Here is a 16,429-nt window from a genome sequence, read left to right on the forward strand (position 1 = left end):
CCCCCATCCCTCTAATTTTCTCTTGACAACTATGCCTATTTATAGGGTATATTTGACACGGGTGTGTTTGGAGCTACGTTTTCTCCCTTCCCTACCTCATACGCAATGCGGCAACACAGCTATAGGTGTTCCGAAAATATACATCGTATCAAATGGAATCAACTCAAACACATGATCGACTCGTTCACTCAAAACTACCGTTGACTCAAACTCTTCATCACGCTGAACCACCCAGAAACCGCTTCAGGCCCAGCTTTGTCAAAGGCTGCACAGACTTGTTGAATTTGTGTGCCCGTTAACTGCGCTTCCAATTGAGCGCCCGCATCCGTCAAACCTAACAAACGCAAGCGTTTGTCGTGTTCTGCCGTTCGAATTTCAACCAAACCCATGCCAATCAATTGACGCAACGGCGCATTCAGCGCCTGCTTGGTGACGTTGAGGGTTGCCAACAAGGTGTTGACCGTGAGTTGTGGGCTTCGCCCTACAAAATACAAAATCCGGTGATGCACACGATTTAAACCGCGCTGCTCCAGCATCCGGTCGGGTTGCTCTGTGAAAGCACGATAACCAAAGTAAAGCTGCTCGATGGCTTGGCGTAACGACTCTTGGTCAAGCATCTGGCTACCCGTAATTTTTGACACTGATACGTCAATCATGTTGACATGATAGTCAGATTGTCTTTAAGATGAATACGTCAACCTTATTGACATTCAACACACGCCACACCATGTCCACATCGTCTGCCTCATCCACGCAACCCCATTTGCAGTTGTCATCCCGCACGCAAGATTTACATGCGTCACCGATCCGAGAAATTTTGTCGGTGATTGACCGCCCCGGCATGATTTCGTTTGCTGGTGGTCTACCTGCTGTCGACACGTTCCCAACCTTCACTTTGAAGGACATGCCACAAGAGGTACTGCAATACGGGGCAAGCGAGGGAGATTGGCCTTTGCGTCAAAAAATTGCAGCGGAATTGGCAGAGATTGGACTCTTCTGTACCCCCGAACAAGTGCTGATTTTGTCTGGCTCTCAGCAAGGCATTGACATGGTGGCCAAGCTCTTCATCGATGTAAACACACCTGTGGCCGTGGAGTCCCCCACCTATTTGGCTGCACTTCAAGTGTTTCGCTTTTATGGCGCGCGTTTCGTGCCGTTTGAAGCACAACATGCCAACGCGGCCCAGTTTCTGGCTCAAAAACCTGCATTTGCCTACAGCATTCCCACGTTCCAAAACCCAAGCGGTCGCTGTCTCAGCGCGGCAGAGCGCAGCGCATTGGCTCAGGCGTGTGATGCCAGCAACACGCCGCTGTTTGAAGACGATCCCTACCGCGATTTGGTCTACGACGCCTGTGACCGACGCCCTGTGTGCGCCAACATCAAACATGCGCCTTGGATGTACCAAGGTTCATTCTCCAAAAGCTTGGCACCGGGCTTACGCTTGGGCTATATGGTGGCCTCGCCGGAGTTGTTGCCGATGTTGACGCGGCTCAAGCAAGCGGCCGATCTGCACAGCAACCGCATGAGCCAATGGCTGGTGTTGCAGCAGCTGAACAACCCCAACCGCCCAACAGAATTAGCAAGCTTGGCCGACCACTACCGTCAGCGCCGCGACGCATTTGAGGCCGCCTTGCAGCGCCACTTCGGCGATCTCGCGACATGGGAAAAACCACCCGGCGGCTTGTTCTTTTGGCTCAAGCTGAACCACGGCATCGACACCCGTCGTGTGCTGCCCTTGGCCATTGACGCTGGCGTCGCTTTCATGCCGGGCGAACCCTTTTTGCCCTTTGAAACAACCGGCTGTGGCCAACTGCGCTTGAACTTCAGCCACGCCAGCGAAGCACAGGCTGACGAGGGGTTGAAAAAACTGGCCGCTTTGATCCGCAGCATGCCAGCCGTGGTTTAAGGCGTCAGCGTCAACTGGTGCGCCAACACTTTGGGGTTCAACCGCAAATCACGATATTGCCCCTTTGCCCAACCGTCTTTCATGTCTCGGTAGTTGGCGCTCCACACCAAGCCACTTTGGCCAGTTTGGTAGGTGAACTGCGAGTGCTCCAAATCAGACAAGTCATACACCGCACGCATTGACGCTGCGTGGCGGTTGGCAAAGGGCAAGTACTTTTCGCCGGGCCAATATTGGCCCACATTCACCGTGAAAGGATCGCCGTCGGACGGCACTTTCACATTGAACAGTTCGCGCAAAAATGGCACCTGTCCCAGCGGCCGATGCGTGCTCAACGCCACATGCTCACGGCCCCATCGCCAATCGGCGGGCGTGTTGCCTTGCCAAGTAGCGATGCGGTCAAGCGCACGGTCTAACGCTGCAGATGATTGTTGGGCGCAGGTTTGGGGCGCACACCAAGGGCTGTTGGGCTGACGCATCACGTTTTCAAGAAACACCCGAAAGTTGCGTTTGCCGTATTGGGCTTTGAATGTGTCGACGCCCAGCTTGGGCTCAATCAACCCACGCGTGAGTTCATCGGCCCAGACCGACACGAGCAAAGGTGCGGGCAAATTGGCGTTCATGCGGCCATCAAAATCGTCCAGCGTTTTCAACGCCTGCGCAGCCAACGGATGCTGCGATGGGGTGGCCTTGAGCACAGGCAACAAGGTGCGCGTAGACAACGACAGCGTGTCATTTTGCAGCGCTTGCATGTCGTCGAAGCTATGACGAGCTTGGGCACTCAGAACTTGTTCAATGCGGTCGTAGCGGTGCGGCGCGATCCAATCTTGTCCTAAAAAGTACGGATAACCAGGCGCTGTGATGCGCTGGTTCGCAGTAGACACCCAGCCCTTTTTGCCATCGTCATGCGGCATGTCGGCATAAGGAATCCAGCCTGTCCAGTCATAGCGAGCGTCCCAACCGAGCGCGGGGGCGACGCCACGTAGGTCGTTGTCAGCGCGACGCAATGGCACGCGCCCTGCCGCTTTGTAGGCAATGCGCCCTTCCCGATCGGCCATCACAATGTTTTGCGTGGGGGAATGGTTGTCCGCATAGGCGGCGATCAGTTCAGGCACGTTCCTCGCCTTGGGCACCTTGAAGCCACTGGCCAAGGTGCGGTTGTCGGCGTCCAGCGCGGTCCAGCGCAGAGCCAGCACAAAACGCGACAAGTCCAACACTTCGCCATGCGAGGCTTGTGCATCGCTGATCACGGGGCCATGTCGGGTGCTACGCACCACATACGTCACGGCAGATTGACCTTTGACCGCAATGGTTTCGAGATGCGTTTCGAAGTTTTGCCACCCTGTAGGCGTTTTGTAACGCTGGGGATCTGCAGGGTCAATCCGCTCCAAATACAAATCTTGCACATCAGGGCCCGTGTTGGTAAAGCCCCAAGCGACATGTTCGTTACGGCCTAACACCACGAACGGCAAGCCGGGCAAGCTCGCACCGATCACATTCAAATCTGGGGCTTGCAAATGGGCGTAGTGCCAAATGGCGGGCGCGCTCAAGGCCAAGTGGGGGTCGTTGGCCAGTAGCGGCTTGCCCGTGGTCGTGTGCGACCCAGCCAGCACCCAGTTGTTGCTGCCCCGCCCTTCGTTGAAGCCAGGCTCGCCCACTACGGGCAGCGAGAGTGATGTTTTCAAGCCCCCTGCTGGCTTGTAAACGCCTAAGTTGCTGTAGAGCTGGGCCAAGTCAACGGCAGTGGCCGGTTTTTCGCCGGGGTACGGCGGGTAAAGCTGCCACAGTTGTTCGGTGCTCAAGGTGCGTGCAGCGGTCAGACGCGCAAACTCGTTGCCCCAGTTGCCACCTAAATCGAGCGCCATCACCAACGACCAAGCCACGCTGTCGATGGGTTGCCAAGGCTTGCCAGAGGTGCCACCGGGTTCGGTGCGCAGCAAGGCAAACTCAGGCGGCAATCCCTGTGGGCGGTTCGCATGAAAGCTGTTGATGCCGTCGCTGTATGCTTGCAACTGCTCACGCACCTCAGCGGGCAAGTTGTCGTATTGACGTTGCGCGGCTTGCATGAGCCCCAACGTGCGCATGAGTTTGTCGGTGGGCAGCGTGACCTCGCCCAAAATTTCAGACAACTCGCCGTGCATCACCCGGCGGTTGAACTCCAGTTGCCAACTGCGATCTTGCGCATGCACAAAGCCCAAGGCAAAGGCGGCATCACGGCTCGATTGCGCTTGAATGTGGACGACATCGTCGGTGTCGCGGTTGATCTGAACGCGCTGGCTCAAGCCGGCAACTTTCAACGAGCCATCCACCATGGGCAGGGTATGAAATACCCAAAACCCAAACATGACCCCCAAGGCCAGCAGCGCTAGCAAAAGGAATTGGGCAATTCTTTTCAACCAGCGCGTCATGGGGGACTTTCTGTTTAAGGGGTGGCGGGCTTGAATTGAAGAGCTTTGAACTCCAAAAACTCCTCGAACCCGAACTTACCATTTTCACGGCCGTTGCCCGACTGTTTGTAACCACCAAATGGGGCGTTACTGTTAAATGGCGCACCGTTGATGTCAATCTGTCCCGTGCGGATGCGGCGCGCCACGGCCACTGCGTGAGCCTCGTCGTTGCTCCACACGCCGCCGCCCAAACCGTAAATGCTGTCGTTGGCAATGCGGATGGCCTCGGCCTCGTCGGTGTACGTGATGATGACCAACACAGGGCCAAAAATCTCTTCTTTGGCCAAAGTGTCGATGGCTTTCACACGCAAGATGGTCGGTTGCACAAAGTAGCCTTTGTCGAACGGCGGCTTCTGCGGCCCACCCGCCACCACTTCGGCGCCCTCTTGAATGCCTTGCTCGATGAAGCCCATCACGCGGTCGCGCTGTGCAGCGCTGACCAAAGGTCCTAAGCGTGTGCTCTCGTCCAAGCTGGGGCCCAAGGTGAGTTTGGCAATCGCTGTTTGCGCGATCTTTTTGGCTTCTTCGTAACGCGACTCAGGCACCAGCATGCGGGTGTGGGCCGAACAGGTTTGACCGCTGTTCAACATGCACGCAGAAATGCTGCCTTTGACGGCAGCTTCCAAATCGGCATCGGGCAAGATCAGGCTGGCTGACTTGCCACCCAACTCCAAAGCCACGCGTTTGATGCTTTGCGAGGCCAACTCGCCCACGCGTTTGCCAGCGCGGGTGGAGCCCGTGAAGCTCACCATGTCGACCTCTGGGTGGCTGGCCAACACCTCGCCCACTTCGGGGCCGGTGCCGTTGACCAAGTTGAACACGCCCGCAGGCAAGCCTGCGGCATGGATGATTTCCGTCAAAATCATCGCGTTGATAGGCGCGATTTCGCTGGGCTTTAACACCACCGTGCAACCTGCTGCGAGAGCGGGCGCCACCTTCAAGGTGATTTGATTCAGCGGGAAGTTCCATGGCGTGATGCACCCGACAACGCCGATCGGTTCACGCACCACCAAGGAGTTGCCTACTTTGTCTTCCCACACAAAACGACGCGCCACTTTGGCCGCATTGCCCCAGTTGAAGACGGGGCCGCCCACCTGAATCATCTTGGCGAGTTTGATGGGCATGCCCACCTCGCGGGCGATGGCGGTGCCCATCTCATCCGTGCGGTCCTTCAGGCCTTGCACGATTTTGTCGATGTAGCCGCAACGGGTTTCAACCGGCAATTGCGACCAGCTGTCAAACGCCGCACGCGCCGCCAACACGGCTTGCTCAGCCTCGGCACGGGTGCCTTGGGGCACGGTAGCGAACACTTCTTCGGTGGTGGAGTCATGCACCTCAAAGGTTTTGCCCGATTGGGCTTTGACCCATTGGCCATTGATGTAGTGGTCGGTGTAGTGCGTCATGTCAGTGCCTGTCGGTTGCAAAAGTTGCAATATAGTACACATTCACCATCCCATCGGTCGGTGAATTCCCTGAAATAAAGTGCACTTTATGGGCTTTGCTGGCGTGCGTTGAAGAATGCCGATAATGCAACCCCTATGGAACACAGCCACACCGCCTCGCCTCAAATCGCCGCAACGACCGCCAAGCTGACCGTCCGCCGCTTAGGCGTCGACCTGAGCCAAGGCTTCAGCCGGCACTGGAATGGTGGCGATGCATTTTTGACCGCCTATTGCAATGCCCTGTCGATGAGCTTTCCGGTGGGCGAACAGTTTTTTGTTGATTCGGTGAAGGCCGGGCTCAAAGCGCTGCCTGACACACCCGACAACGCGGCGCTGCGTGAAACCGCCAAGGGTTTCATCGGGCAAGAAGCCACGCATCGTCGACTGCACTCGCTCTACAACGCGCATTTGCTCAAGCAAGGTTTGCACAACGCATGGGAGCCCCGCACAGCCCAGCGAATTGCCAAAGCACACCAAGATTTTTTCAGCAAAAGCGACAAACCCTATCTGCACATGTTGGCGGTGACGGCCGCGTTTGAGCACTACACCGCTATCTTTGGCGACCTGACCTTGGAAGATTTAGACGGCCCAGGGGACATGTTTGCACACGCAGAAGAACCGCTCAAAACCCTGTGGCGCTGGCACGCCGCCGAAGAGTCCGAACACAAAACCGTGGCCTTCGATTTGTACCAGCGCTTAGGCGGCAACCACGGTTGGCGCTTGCGATGGTTCACGTTTGTATCGGTTCAATTCACGCTCGACATCATTCGGCAAACGGTCAACAACCTGCGGCATGACCAAACCTTGCACAAGCCATCCACGTGGTGGTCGGCCTTCAAGTTCACGTTTGGCACGCATGGGTTGGTCTGGCGGGTGGTCAAACCTTTGCTGGCCTATCGCCGCCAAGACTTTCATCCCAACGACGTGGGCTCACCCACGGCCGCAACCAATTGGCTCACCCGCCATGCCGACCGTTGGACGCCCGTCGGTCAATGACCTTCGTGTGCCCACAGCAGCAACGCATCGCGATCTTCCACGACCAAACTCACTTTTTGCCCCACAGGCAAGCAGAGTTTGGTGGCCACATGGCCGAACGGTAAATCGGTCAACACGGGCACTTTGAGTTGGCTGCGCAAGCCGTCGACCACGGTTTGCAGTTTGAAGCCTTTGTCGTGCGGCGTGAGTTTGAAGTTGGTGAATTGGCCCAACACCACCGCCTTTTGTTTTGCCAAAACACCCGCGTGCAACAGTTGCGTCAGCATGCGCTCTATGCGGTACGGGTGCTCGCCCACGTCTTCCAAAAACAACACGCCGCCTTGGATATTGGGAAAATAAGGCGTGCCGAGCAGCGACACCAGCACGGCCAAGTTACCGCCCCACAGCACCGCATCTTGCGCCCACACGCCAGAGCGACGCTTGGCCAGTGCCTCGGCACAACGGGTCGAGAAATGCCAACCCGCGCCCTCGCCCTGCCCGCTCACCATGTCGTCAAAACAAGCTTCCATGATGTCGTCGGGTTGCTCTGCGCCAAAGTCTTCGCCCAACGCGGGGCCCGCCCATGACACCGCGCCTGTTTGGGCAAGCAAGGCATTTTGAAACGCAGTGAAGTCACTCAAGCCCACAAACTGCGTGCCTTTGGCGATGGCTTTGGCCACCGTTTTGTATTTGATCTGCGGCAAGATGCGCGTGAGGCCGTAGCCACCCCGCGAGATCAACGCCACGTCTGCACCGCTGGCCGCCGCGCGGTGAATGGCGTTCACGCGCGTGGCATCGTCACCAGCAAAACGGGTGAAGCTGCTGAGGGCATCCGCGTCTAGCTCGACCTCGTGGCCGAGTGTTTGAAGGCGTGTCACGCCACGTTTGAAAGCTGCTTTGTCGCGCACTGCGCCGCTGGGGGAATAAATGTAGATATGAGCCATGCCTGAATTGTCGCGGCAATTCAGACGCACACTCATCCCGCGTCGCGTTTGTAGTGCAACAACCGTCCACGGTAACGGCTGAGGTCTTGTAAGGGTTCGTTCATCAGCAACTCGGTGACCGAAAACCCCATGCGCGCCATGTCACGGTGAAAGGCGCTGCGGGTGCCGCGGTTGGGGTCAACGATGAGCACTTCCGCGCCATCGGCCGCGTGCTCTTGAATGAAGCCTGACAGTTGGGCGGGATGGTTACGCTTGTAGAGCACGTCACTGGCGATCTGCAAATTAAACGCGCCCAACCCTAGATTTATACGGCCCCAATTGCCAGTTTCGTAAGGCAACGGCGGCAACGCGTTCAACTGGAGATTGGCTTTTAAAAAAATCTCAGTCAGCGGATGGCAATCGCTGGCGGTGACGTTACCTTCTCGTCGGTGCACCACCAAGCTAGCCAAAGCCAGACCGCAGCCGAGTTCAAGCACCCGTTTGCCCTTGAGGTCCCAGGTTTGCATCAAGTCAGCCAGTTTTTGGGCCGATGGCCAAACCAAGCCAAACAAGGGCCACGTTGCCGATGAAATGCCAGCCGCCAAGGCTAGCCCGAATGGATCGCTGAATTGTTGCTTGTCGAGCAAGGAACGAATTTGCAAATCAGCCCCGCCTCCTACACCCACCCTCTGAAACTTGACGTCGTAACCGAGGGGCGATGCGAGAGCTTGGGTCATATTTAACTTTGTGGCGTAGGCGGTGGCGTGGCCAACAAGGCGCTTAAGGCGCGCGGACCGGCACGGTGGCCAGCATCAGGGTAAGGGGCATCGCGCAGCGCGGGTGTCAAGGCACTGTCAGCGTTGTGCCCCTGCAAGTGCAAAGGTGCGCGTTGGTGTGTTGACCAAAGCGCCTGTACCGCGTGAACCAACGTGGCCATGCTGTGTGGTGCATGCAAGGTCACTGGCGCGGGTTGGAGTTGCGCCAAAAACTCAACCAGCACTTGGGCGTGCCAAGCCAAGTTGTGCACCTTTTCTTTTTTAGGCTTGTCCGAAGCCCCGAAGCCAGGCAAATCCACGGCGATGGCGGGACGTGGACCGGCCAGCTCTGCCAAATAGGTGGCACTCCAACCGTCGGGGCCATGCAGGTAGACCTCAAGCGAGTCAGCGTGTGCGGGGTCAAGGGCCTGTAATGCCGAGGGCTGAGTGTCGTCTGGACTGGAGAGTTTGCGATTGTCAAACCAATGCAAGCGCAAGCCATTCAAGGCGGGTAAATCGGTGGTGAAGCAAGACAGGGCCGTGGGCAAATTTAAGCCTTGCCACGCGTTGTCGGGCGTGCGCAAGGCATCCTCGCGCAGCGGGGTTTTGTGCAGCTGTTGTTGGGCGCGACGAGCTTCAAAGAAATGCTGCAGAGTGTGCGCGCATTCGGCAGCCAGCACCCCGCCGGTCACCTCGGTTTGATGATTCAGCTGCGGATAGTCAAAGACATTCAGCACCGAGCCCGCAGCGCCTGTTTTAGGTTCGGTGGCGCCAAACACCACGCGCTTGAAGCGAGCGTGCAGGGCTGCGCCGCTGCACATGGCGCAGGGCTCTAAGGTCACGTACAAGGTGCAATCGTCGAGGCGGTAATTGCCCAGCGCTTGGGCGGCTGCACGCATGGCATTCACTTCGGCGTGTGCCGTGGGGTCGGTTTGACGCAAGGGCGCATTGTGCGCAGACGCCACCACCTGCCCTGCCCGCACCACCACAGCCCCGACCGGGACTTCACCGGCCTGCGCCGCCGCTTGAGCCTGCACCAAGGCGAGCCGCATGAAGAAGCGGTCGTCGTCGGGCGAGGTGTTGTGCGTCATGAACGCTCAGCGTGAGTGGCTTGTGCAGGCACCATACCCAGCGTGACCATCCAATCGGCCAAGGCTTGCTCATCTGGCGTGCCTTGTGCGTAAGCCGCATGCATGGCCACGTGCGATTCAGGACGGTGTTGATTCAGCTTGAGCTTGCATTGCACATCGATGATGCGCAATTCAAAGGCCACGATGCCGCTCAGCATTTTTTGTTGGTAATCGACGTCTAACCCGCGCCACTGGGCGGCGTAAGGTGGTTCGTGATCGCCGATGAGTTGCTTGAGCAAGCGGTCTTTGGCGTGCGGCTCGTCAATCAACGTGGCTTCAACGCGCGTGTGTACGGCCACGTAACTCCAGGTGGGCACGCGCACCAAGTCTGGATACACCTTAGGCGACATGTAGGCCTGTGGCCCCATGAACGTAACCAAGGCTTGAGGGCGCGTTTGCAAATAGCGCCAATGCGGGTTGGCTTTGGCACAGTGCCCCAACAAAACGTGTGGGTCACGGCTTTGGCTCAAATGCAACGGTAAATGCGTGACAAAAGGAAACCCGTCGTCGTCCGTGCTGATCAGACTGGCGAACGGATACCCACGCATCACCTTCAAGGCATGGGCTTCGTCTTTTGGATTGAACTGTGGCGGCAAGTACACGCAATTGGCCTCAGTAAAAACAGGTGACGCTCAAGCGAGTGAGCAAACACCTTCAAACAACAATGCTCAGAAACGGCGTTTGACTGCGGGGCCTGGGCCCTTGCCTTCGATGTGACGGAAAGTCACACGGGCTTTGTTCATATCGTAAGGAGACAGTTCAACGGTGACTTTGTCACCTTCGATGATGCGGATGCGGTGCAGGCGCATTTTACCGGCGGTATATGCGATCAGTGAGTGACCGTTTTCTAAGGTGACGCGGTAACGAGAGTCGGGTAAGACCTCGTGCACGACACCCTTCATTTCGATCATTTCTTCTTTGGCCATGTACTAGGAGTTCTCAAATAAAAAAAAGGAGCCCCATCACTGGGGTAAAAACCAAGAAAGCGACAGATGTCGCTTTTTGTTTCAAGCTCTCGATTGTAGGTTGTTTAACTTGTACAACAACTACTTCTTGCGTATGTTCTGTACGACACGAAACACAGCGTAGCCCGCGATCACCGCGAAAACGATACAAACCACCAATTCGACCTTGGTCAAATGGGTGACAAACACCTCGATGTGGTCGTAAGTGGACAACGGTGTGTTCACAACGGGATTTTCTAAGCGGTATTTTTCGTACTGACCGTTGTCCATGTTTTAGCTGCCTTAAGGATGTATCAAATTTAACAGTTTCCTATCATAAGCCATTGATTTAAAACAGCTTATTTCAAAGGACTTGTTATTCCCATTCGATTGTCGCGGGTGGTTTGGATGACACATCGTAGGTCACTCGGTTGATGCCACGCACTTCGTTGATGATGCGGCCAGACACTTTCTTGAGCAACGCATAAGGCAACTCGGCCCAGTCTGCCGTCATGAAGTCGCTGGTTTGCACGGCGCGCAAGGCCACCACGTAGTCGTAGGTGCGGCCGTCGCCCATCACGCCCACGCTCTTGACGGGCAAGAACACGGTGAAGGCTTGGCTGGTCAAGGCGTACCAAGATTTGCCAGTGGCTTCGTCCTTGAAGTTGTGCAGCTCTTCGATGAAGATCGCATCGGCACGGCGCAGCAAGTCGGCGTATTCCTTTTTCACTTCGCCCAAGATGCGCACGCCCAAGCCTGGGCCTGGGAACGGGTGGCGATACACCATGTCGTGTGGCAGGCCCAAAGCCACGCCAAGTTCACGCACTTCGTCTTTGAACAATTCGCGCAGTGGCTCCAACAACTTCAAGCCCAACTGCTCAGGCAAGCCGCCCACGTTGTGATGGCTCTTGATCGTCACAGCTTTCTTGCTCTTCGCGCCGCCACTCTCGATGACGTCGGGATAGATCGTGCCTTGAGCAAGGAAAGTCGCGCCCTTATGGCCACCGTCGCCCGCTTTAAGCTTAGCCGCTTCAGACTTGAACACATCCACAAACAAGCCACCGATGATTTTGCGTTTGGCTTCCGGCTCGCTCACGCCTGCCAGCTCGCCCAAGAACAAGTCGCTGGCGTCCACGCGAATCACGTGGGCGTGCAACTTGCCCACAAACATGTCCATCACCATGTCACCTTCGTTGAGGCGCAACAGGCCGTGGTCCACAAACACGCAGGTGAGTTTGTCGCCAATGGCGCGGTGAATCAGGGCTGCAGCCACGGACGAATCCACGCCGCCCGACAGACCCAAGATGACTTCTTCATCGCCCACTTGTTGGCGAATAGCGGCCACCGCTTCTTCGATGTAGTCGCCCATGATCCAGTCAGGGCGCGTACCGCAAATATCCAGCACAAAGCGATTCAACAAGGCTTGGCCTTGCACGGTGTGCGTGACTTCGGGGTGGAACTGCACTGCGTAAAACTTGCGCACTTCATCGGCCATACCGGCGATGGGGCAAGCAGGTGTCGACGCCATGACCTTGAAGCCTTCAGGCAGCTGGGTCACTTTGTCACCGTGGCTCATCCACACTTTGAGCATGCCGTGGCCTTCAGACGTGTTGAAGTCTTCAATGCCTTTGAGCAATTCGGTGTGGCCGTGGGCTCGCACCTCGGCGTAGCCAAATTCGCGCGTGGTGCCAGCCTCGACCTTGCCGCCCAGTTGGGTGGCCATGGTTTGCATGCCGTAGCAAATGCCAAGCACCGGCAAGCCCAGCTCGAACACCGCGTCAGGTGCGCGGTCGTCGACCTCGTACACGCTGGCGTGGCTGCCAGAGAGGATGATGCCCTTCAAGTTGCCGTCTTTGGCGTACTCGCGCACCCAGTCGCTGGTCACGTCGCAAGGATGAACTTCACAAAACACATGGGCCTCGCGCACACGGCGGGCGATGAGTTGGGTGACTTGAGAGCCGAAATCGAGGATGAGGATTTTTTGGTGCGACATAAATAAAAAAGGGCCTTCAAATGGCCTAGGTTGTTATTGTCTCAAAAAACAAAGCCACCCCGAGGGGTGGCTTGCGCTTGAACACTTAACGGCTACTCAGCGCTTATTCGGCTCGGTAATTCGGTGCTTCTTTGGTGATTTGCACATCATGCACATGGCTTTCACGGATGCCCGCTGCCGTGATTTCCACAAACTCGGCTTGGTTGTGCATGTCTTCAATTGTGGCGCAACCGCAGTAACCCATGCTGGCACGCAAGCCGCCCGCCATTTGGTAAATGATGGCCACAACCGAGCCTTTGTAGGGCACGCGGCCTTCAATGCCTTCGGGCACCAGCTTGTCAGCATTGGGGTTGCCGGTGCTGGACTCTTGAAAGTAACGGTCTGCACTGCCCTGCTGCATGGCCCCAATGGAGCCCATGCCACGGTAGCTCTTGTAGCTGCGGCCTTGGAACAACACAATTTCACCGGGCGCCTCTTCGGTGCCCGCAAACATGCCGCCCATCATCACCGTGCCTGCGCCTGCGGCGATGGCTTTGGCAATGTCGCCGCTGTAGCGAATACCACCGTCAGCGATCAGGGGCACGCCCGTACCTTTGAGGGCGGTAGCCACAGAGTCGACCGCCATGATTTGCGGCACGCCCACGCCCGCCACGATGCGGGTGGTGCAAATGGAGCCAGGGCCAATGCCGACCTTGACGCCGTCAGCCCCGGCTTCGACCAGAGCCAAAGCAGCCGCGCCCGTGGCAATGTTGCCGCCAATGACTTCGATGTGGGGGTAGTTTTGTTTGACCCAGCGCACGCGGTCGAGCACGCCTTTGCTGTGGCCGTGCGCGGTGTCCACCACGATGGCGTCCACGCCAGCGCGGGACAGAGCCTCGACGCGTTCTTCGGTGCCCTCGCCCACACCCACGGCAGCGCCCACACGGAGTTTGCCTGCGGCGTCCCGCGCAGCGTTGGGGAAGTTGAGTTGTTTGGTGATGTCTTTGACAGTGATCAAACCCTTGAGCTCAAAGGCCTCGTTGACCACCAGCAAGCGTTCGAGCTTGTGTTTGTTCAACAAATGCTTGGCTTGTTCCGGCGTGGTGCCTTCTGGCACGGTGATCAGGCGCTCACGCGGCGTCATGATTTCGCTGACCTTTTGGTCATAACGGGTCTCAAAGCGCAAATCGCGGCCGGTGACGATGCCCACCACTTGGCGGCCTTCGCACACGGGGAAACCAGACACGCCCAACTCATCAGACAAGGCCATGACTTGGCGCACGGTGGTGTCAGGCGTGATGACCACGGGGTCGCGCAATACGCCAGACTCATAGCGCTTGACCTTGGCCACTTGGGCTGCTTGCTCTTGCGCCGTCAAGTTTTTGTGCACGATGCCAATGCCGCCTTCTTGCGCGATGGCAATCGCCAAGCGGGCTTCCGTGACCGTGTCCATGGCTGCAGAGACCAAGGGCAAGTTCAAACGGATGTTGCGGGTGAATTGGGTCGCGAGGGACGCGTCCTTGGGGAGGACTTGGGAGAAGGCGGGCACCAACAACACGTCGTCGAAGGTGAGGGCTTTGCCGAGAAGGCGCATGGTGATGGCTCCAAAAACAGCATTTTAGAGAACGACGCAGAACCAGTTGTATACAGCCCTCTTGACTGCGCCCCAGTTTCTGTCAATTCCGTGCGACCCTTAAGTTTTAGTCAATTTACACATAATCCACGCGCACATCACATCCTTATATCCAGACGAGACCCACACTTTGCTTCGACGCATTCACGCCTTCAAAATCTGTTTGCTCTGGGTTTTGATGCACACATCTGCCATTTGGGCCAATACCCCTGTCACCTTCAGTTTGGGTGAACTCGAAAAACTCACGCTCGACAGCAGCTTTGCTGTGAAAGCGGCCAACGAGGCTGTGAACACGGCTGCAGCCTCAGTGAACACGGCGCGAGCTTTTCCCAATCCAGAAATCGATGCCTTGAAGGGGCAACAAGTCAATCGACTGAACCGTACGGAAATCGGACCGTCGCAAAGTTGGGGCATCACGCAGGCTTTAGACATGCCTTGGCAACGGATTCCCCGTGTCGACGCGGCAACAGCAGGACTGCAAGCAGAGCAGGCCCACCAGCGGGCCTTCGCCACGGACTTGATCGCCAAGCTTCGACTGCGTTACTTTGACCTGCTGCGCCGACAAGCCGAAGAGCGTGCGAGTCGCGAAGACAGCAAGCTGATGGAAGGCATCCGCAGTCGCATTGCCCTGCGCGTAGAGACGGGTGAGGCCGCCCGTTACGAGCTCGTCAAAGCCGACGCAGAAACACTCAATGCACAAAAATTGGCGCAATCGGCAGAGCTACGCACTCGCCAATCGCGCGCGGCATTGCGTGCGGTGGTGGGTGCGCAGCTGCCCGAAGACTTCCAGATTGACAGCAGCGCACAAGACTTGCCTCGCCCTGCCCCACTTGCTCAGGTCAAAACAGAGATCACCAACACCAACCCAGCGCTCGCCAAAGCACGTGCCGAACGCTTGCAACTCACACACAAACTGAACGAAGAAAAAGCATTGCGTTTGCCGCAATTCGCCATCAAAGCCGCCATCGATCAGGACACTGAAATTCGCAACAAACGCCTTGGTTTGGCAGTCACCATCCCGCTTTGGAACTGGCGCGCAGGTCCGATTGGTGAGGCAGCCGGACGTTTGTCCCGCGCCGACAACGACGTGATGCACCAGGAGTTCTCGCTGATGCAAGAACTGGATGCCGCCTATCAACAATACGACATCGCCCAAGCACAAATGGTGGCACTCGAATCGGGCATCGTTCGACAAGCCGCTAACGCTTTGCGCATCGTCGAAGTAGCCTACAAAGCTGGCGAAAAAGGCTTCCTTGAAGTCTTGGACGCGCAACGCGTCTTTCGAGCAGCCCGCAACGAATTGATCACGGCTCGCTATGAATTAGCCAGCGCTTGGGCAGAAATTGAACGCTTGCGCGCCACCACCACGCCTTGATGAAATTTATGAAAAAAAATCACACAACTCGCGCAATCGGCGCTCTCTTGGTGTGCTGCGCACTGACCTTGTCTGCTTGCAAAAAAGCAGGACAAGAAACGCCCAGCGTCAGCGACATCGACACCCGCTTGATTGCCGCTGACGCAGCCTTACAAAGCCAAATTCAAGTGTCAGAGGTGATGACCACAGGCGTTTCTGAAACGTTGCGCGTCGCTGGTCAAATTGACTTTGATGAACAAGCCTTGACACGCATTGGCGCCAGTGTGACGGGCCGCGTCACACAAATTCAGGCGCGCTTGGGTGACGCCGTCAACAAGGGCGACACCTTGGCCATCATCAACAGCAGCGAGCTGTCGGGCTCACAGCTCGCCTACCTCAAAGCACGTTCCGAAAAAGAACTCCATCGTCGCAATGTCGAGCGGGCAAAAACTTTGTACCAAGCCGACGTCATCAGTTTGGCGGAATTGCAACGTCGCGAAAACGAATACGAAATCGCCTCCGCCGAAACCCGTGCTGCCCAAGATCAATTGCGAGTTTTGGGCGTTAGCCCTCAATCGATTGATCGTTTGGCCGCCACAGGCGCGATTGACTCAGTGGCCAGCGTGATCGCCACCATCCAAGGCGTGGTGGTGGAGCGCAAGGTCGCCGCAGGCCAAGTGGTGCAACCCTCTGATGTGTTGTTTGCGGTGGCCAACTTGCAGCGTGTGTGGGCCGTTGCACAAGTCCCTGAACAGCAGATCTCACAGGTCAAAACTGGACAATCGGTGCACATTGAAGTGCCAGCTTTGAACAAGGCGGATTCAAGGACGAAGTGCAACAAAGATGAACTGGTTATAGGTGGCTGAGGATGCGAGAGCATCATGGCCGCTTTAACCGCCAAATCGAAATTGCCCAATGTACAAGCACCTCAGCCGAGAAGAACGATACCAA

General features: G+C 56.9%; 15 protein-coding genes. 4 read left to right on the top strand and 11 right to left on the bottom strand.

Annotated features, from left to right (window positions below):
• Positions 1-194: 194 nt before the first annotated feature.
• Positions 195-656, bottom strand: a complete 462-nt coding sequence (locus RMS95_RS13120; protein WP_310646650.1) for a MarR family winged helix-turn-helix transcriptional regulator — start codon at positions 654-656, stop codon at positions 195-197.
• A gap of 71 nt (positions 657-727) precedes the next feature.
• Between RMS95_RS13120 and RMS95_RS13125 the strand changes: the two genes are divergently transcribed.
• On the top strand, positions 728-1,906 hold the full coding sequence (locus RMS95_RS13125) for a PLP-dependent aminotransferase family protein (protein WP_310646651.1): 1,179 nt from the start codon (positions 728-730) through the stop codon (positions 1,904-1,906).
• On the opposite strand, the gene RMS95_RS13130 is transcribed toward RMS95_RS13125, so the two are convergent.
• Together RMS95_RS13130 and RMS95_RS13135 are read right to left on the bottom strand one after the other, a co-directional pair.
• Positions 1,903-4,311, bottom strand: coding sequence for a penicillin acylase family protein (locus RMS95_RS13130; RefSeq protein ID WP_310646652.1), 2,409 nt, complete (start codon positions 4,309-4,311; stop codon positions 1,903-1,905). The two genes, RMS95_RS13125 and RMS95_RS13130, sit on opposite strands and share 4 nt — an antisense overlap.
• 14 nt (positions 4,312-4,325) lie before the next feature.
• A complete protein-coding gene (locus tag RMS95_RS13135) occupies positions 4,326-5,753 on the bottom strand; it encodes an aldehyde dehydrogenase family protein (protein ID WP_310646653.1) in 1,428 nt (475 codons plus the stop codon).
• Positions 5,754-5,888: 135 nt separating this feature from the next.
• Between RMS95_RS13135 and RMS95_RS13140 the strand changes: the two genes are divergently transcribed.
• The gene (locus RMS95_RS13140) at positions 5,889-6,788 is read left to right on the top strand and encodes a metal-dependent hydrolase (protein WP_310646654.1); all 900 of its coding nucleotides are present in this window, start codon (positions 5,889-5,891) and stop codon (positions 6,786-6,788) included.
• On the opposite strand, the gene RMS95_RS13145 is transcribed toward RMS95_RS13140, so the two are convergent.
• The 8 genes from RMS95_RS13145 to guaB all read right to left on the bottom strand — a co-directional run bounded on the left by RMS95_RS13145 (position 6,782) and on the right by guaB (position 14,085).
• On the bottom strand, positions 6,782-7,711 hold the full coding sequence (locus RMS95_RS13145; protein WP_310646655.1) for an LD-carboxypeptidase: 930 nt from the start codon (positions 7,709-7,711) through the stop codon (positions 6,782-6,784). The genes RMS95_RS13140 and RMS95_RS13145 overlap by 7 nt on opposite strands.
• Before the next feature lie 32 nt (positions 7,712-7,743).
• On the bottom strand, positions 7,744-8,427 hold the full coding sequence (locus RMS95_RS13150; protein WP_310646656.1) for an SAM-dependent methyltransferase: 684 nt from the start codon (positions 8,425-8,427) through the stop codon (positions 7,744-7,746).
• Positions 8,428-8,429: 2 nt separating this feature from the next.
• Positions 8,430-9,536, bottom strand: coding sequence for a tRNA adenosine(34) deaminase TadA (gene tadA / locus RMS95_RS13155; protein ID WP_310646657.1), 1,107 nt, complete (start codon positions 9,534-9,536; stop codon positions 8,430-8,432).
• Entirely contained in the window at positions 9,533-10,177 is a 645-nt protein-coding gene (locus tag RMS95_RS13160) for an FMN-binding negative transcriptional regulator (RefSeq protein ID WP_310646658.1), read from the bottom strand. The genes tadA and RMS95_RS13160 overlap by 4 nt, the downstream gene beginning before the upstream one ends.
• A 66-nt stretch (positions 10,178-10,243) precedes the next feature.
• Positions 10,244-10,501, bottom strand: a complete 258-nt coding sequence (gene infA / locus RMS95_RS13165) for a translation initiation factor IF-1 (RefSeq protein ID WP_100133080.1) — start codon at positions 10,499-10,501, stop codon at positions 10,244-10,246.
• Positions 10,502-10,621: 120 nt separating this feature from the next.
• Entirely contained in the window at positions 10,622-10,810 is a 189-nt protein-coding gene (locus tag RMS95_RS13170; protein WP_310646659.1) for a hypothetical protein, read from the bottom strand.
• An 85-nt stretch (positions 10,811-10,895) separates the two neighbouring features.
• On the bottom strand, positions 10,896-12,512 hold the full coding sequence (guaA, locus tag RMS95_RS13175) for a glutamine-hydrolyzing GMP synthase (RefSeq protein ID WP_310646660.1): 1,617 nt from the start codon (positions 12,510-12,512) through the stop codon (positions 10,896-10,898).
• A 103-nt stretch (positions 12,513-12,615) separates the two neighbouring features.
• Positions 12,616-14,085, bottom strand: coding sequence for an IMP dehydrogenase (gene guaB / locus RMS95_RS13180; protein WP_310646661.1), 1,470 nt, complete (start codon positions 14,083-14,085; stop codon positions 12,616-12,618).
• A 217-nt stretch (positions 14,086-14,302) separates the two neighbouring features.
• Here guaB and RMS95_RS13185 point away from each other — a divergent pair, with 217 nt between their 5' ends.
• Both RMS95_RS13185 and RMS95_RS13190 read left to right on the top strand, forming a co-directional pair.
• Positions 14,303-15,499: a TolC family protein gene (locus tag RMS95_RS13185; protein WP_310646662.1), complete on the top strand. Its 1,197-nt coding sequence runs from the start codon at positions 14,303-14,305 to the stop codon at positions 15,497-15,499.
• 68 nt (positions 15,500-15,567) lie between these two features.
• Positions 15,568-16,344, top strand: a complete 777-nt coding sequence (locus RMS95_RS13190) for an efflux RND transporter periplasmic adaptor subunit (protein ID WP_310646663.1) — start codon at positions 15,568-15,570, stop codon at positions 16,342-16,344.
• The last annotated feature ends 85 nt before the right edge of the window (positions 16,345-16,429 follow it).

Origin of the sequence: Limnohabitans sp., assembly GCF_031539175.1 — a bacterium.
Lineage (GTDB): Bacteria > Pseudomonadota > Gammaproteobacteria > Burkholderiales > Burkholderiaceae_C > Limnohabitans.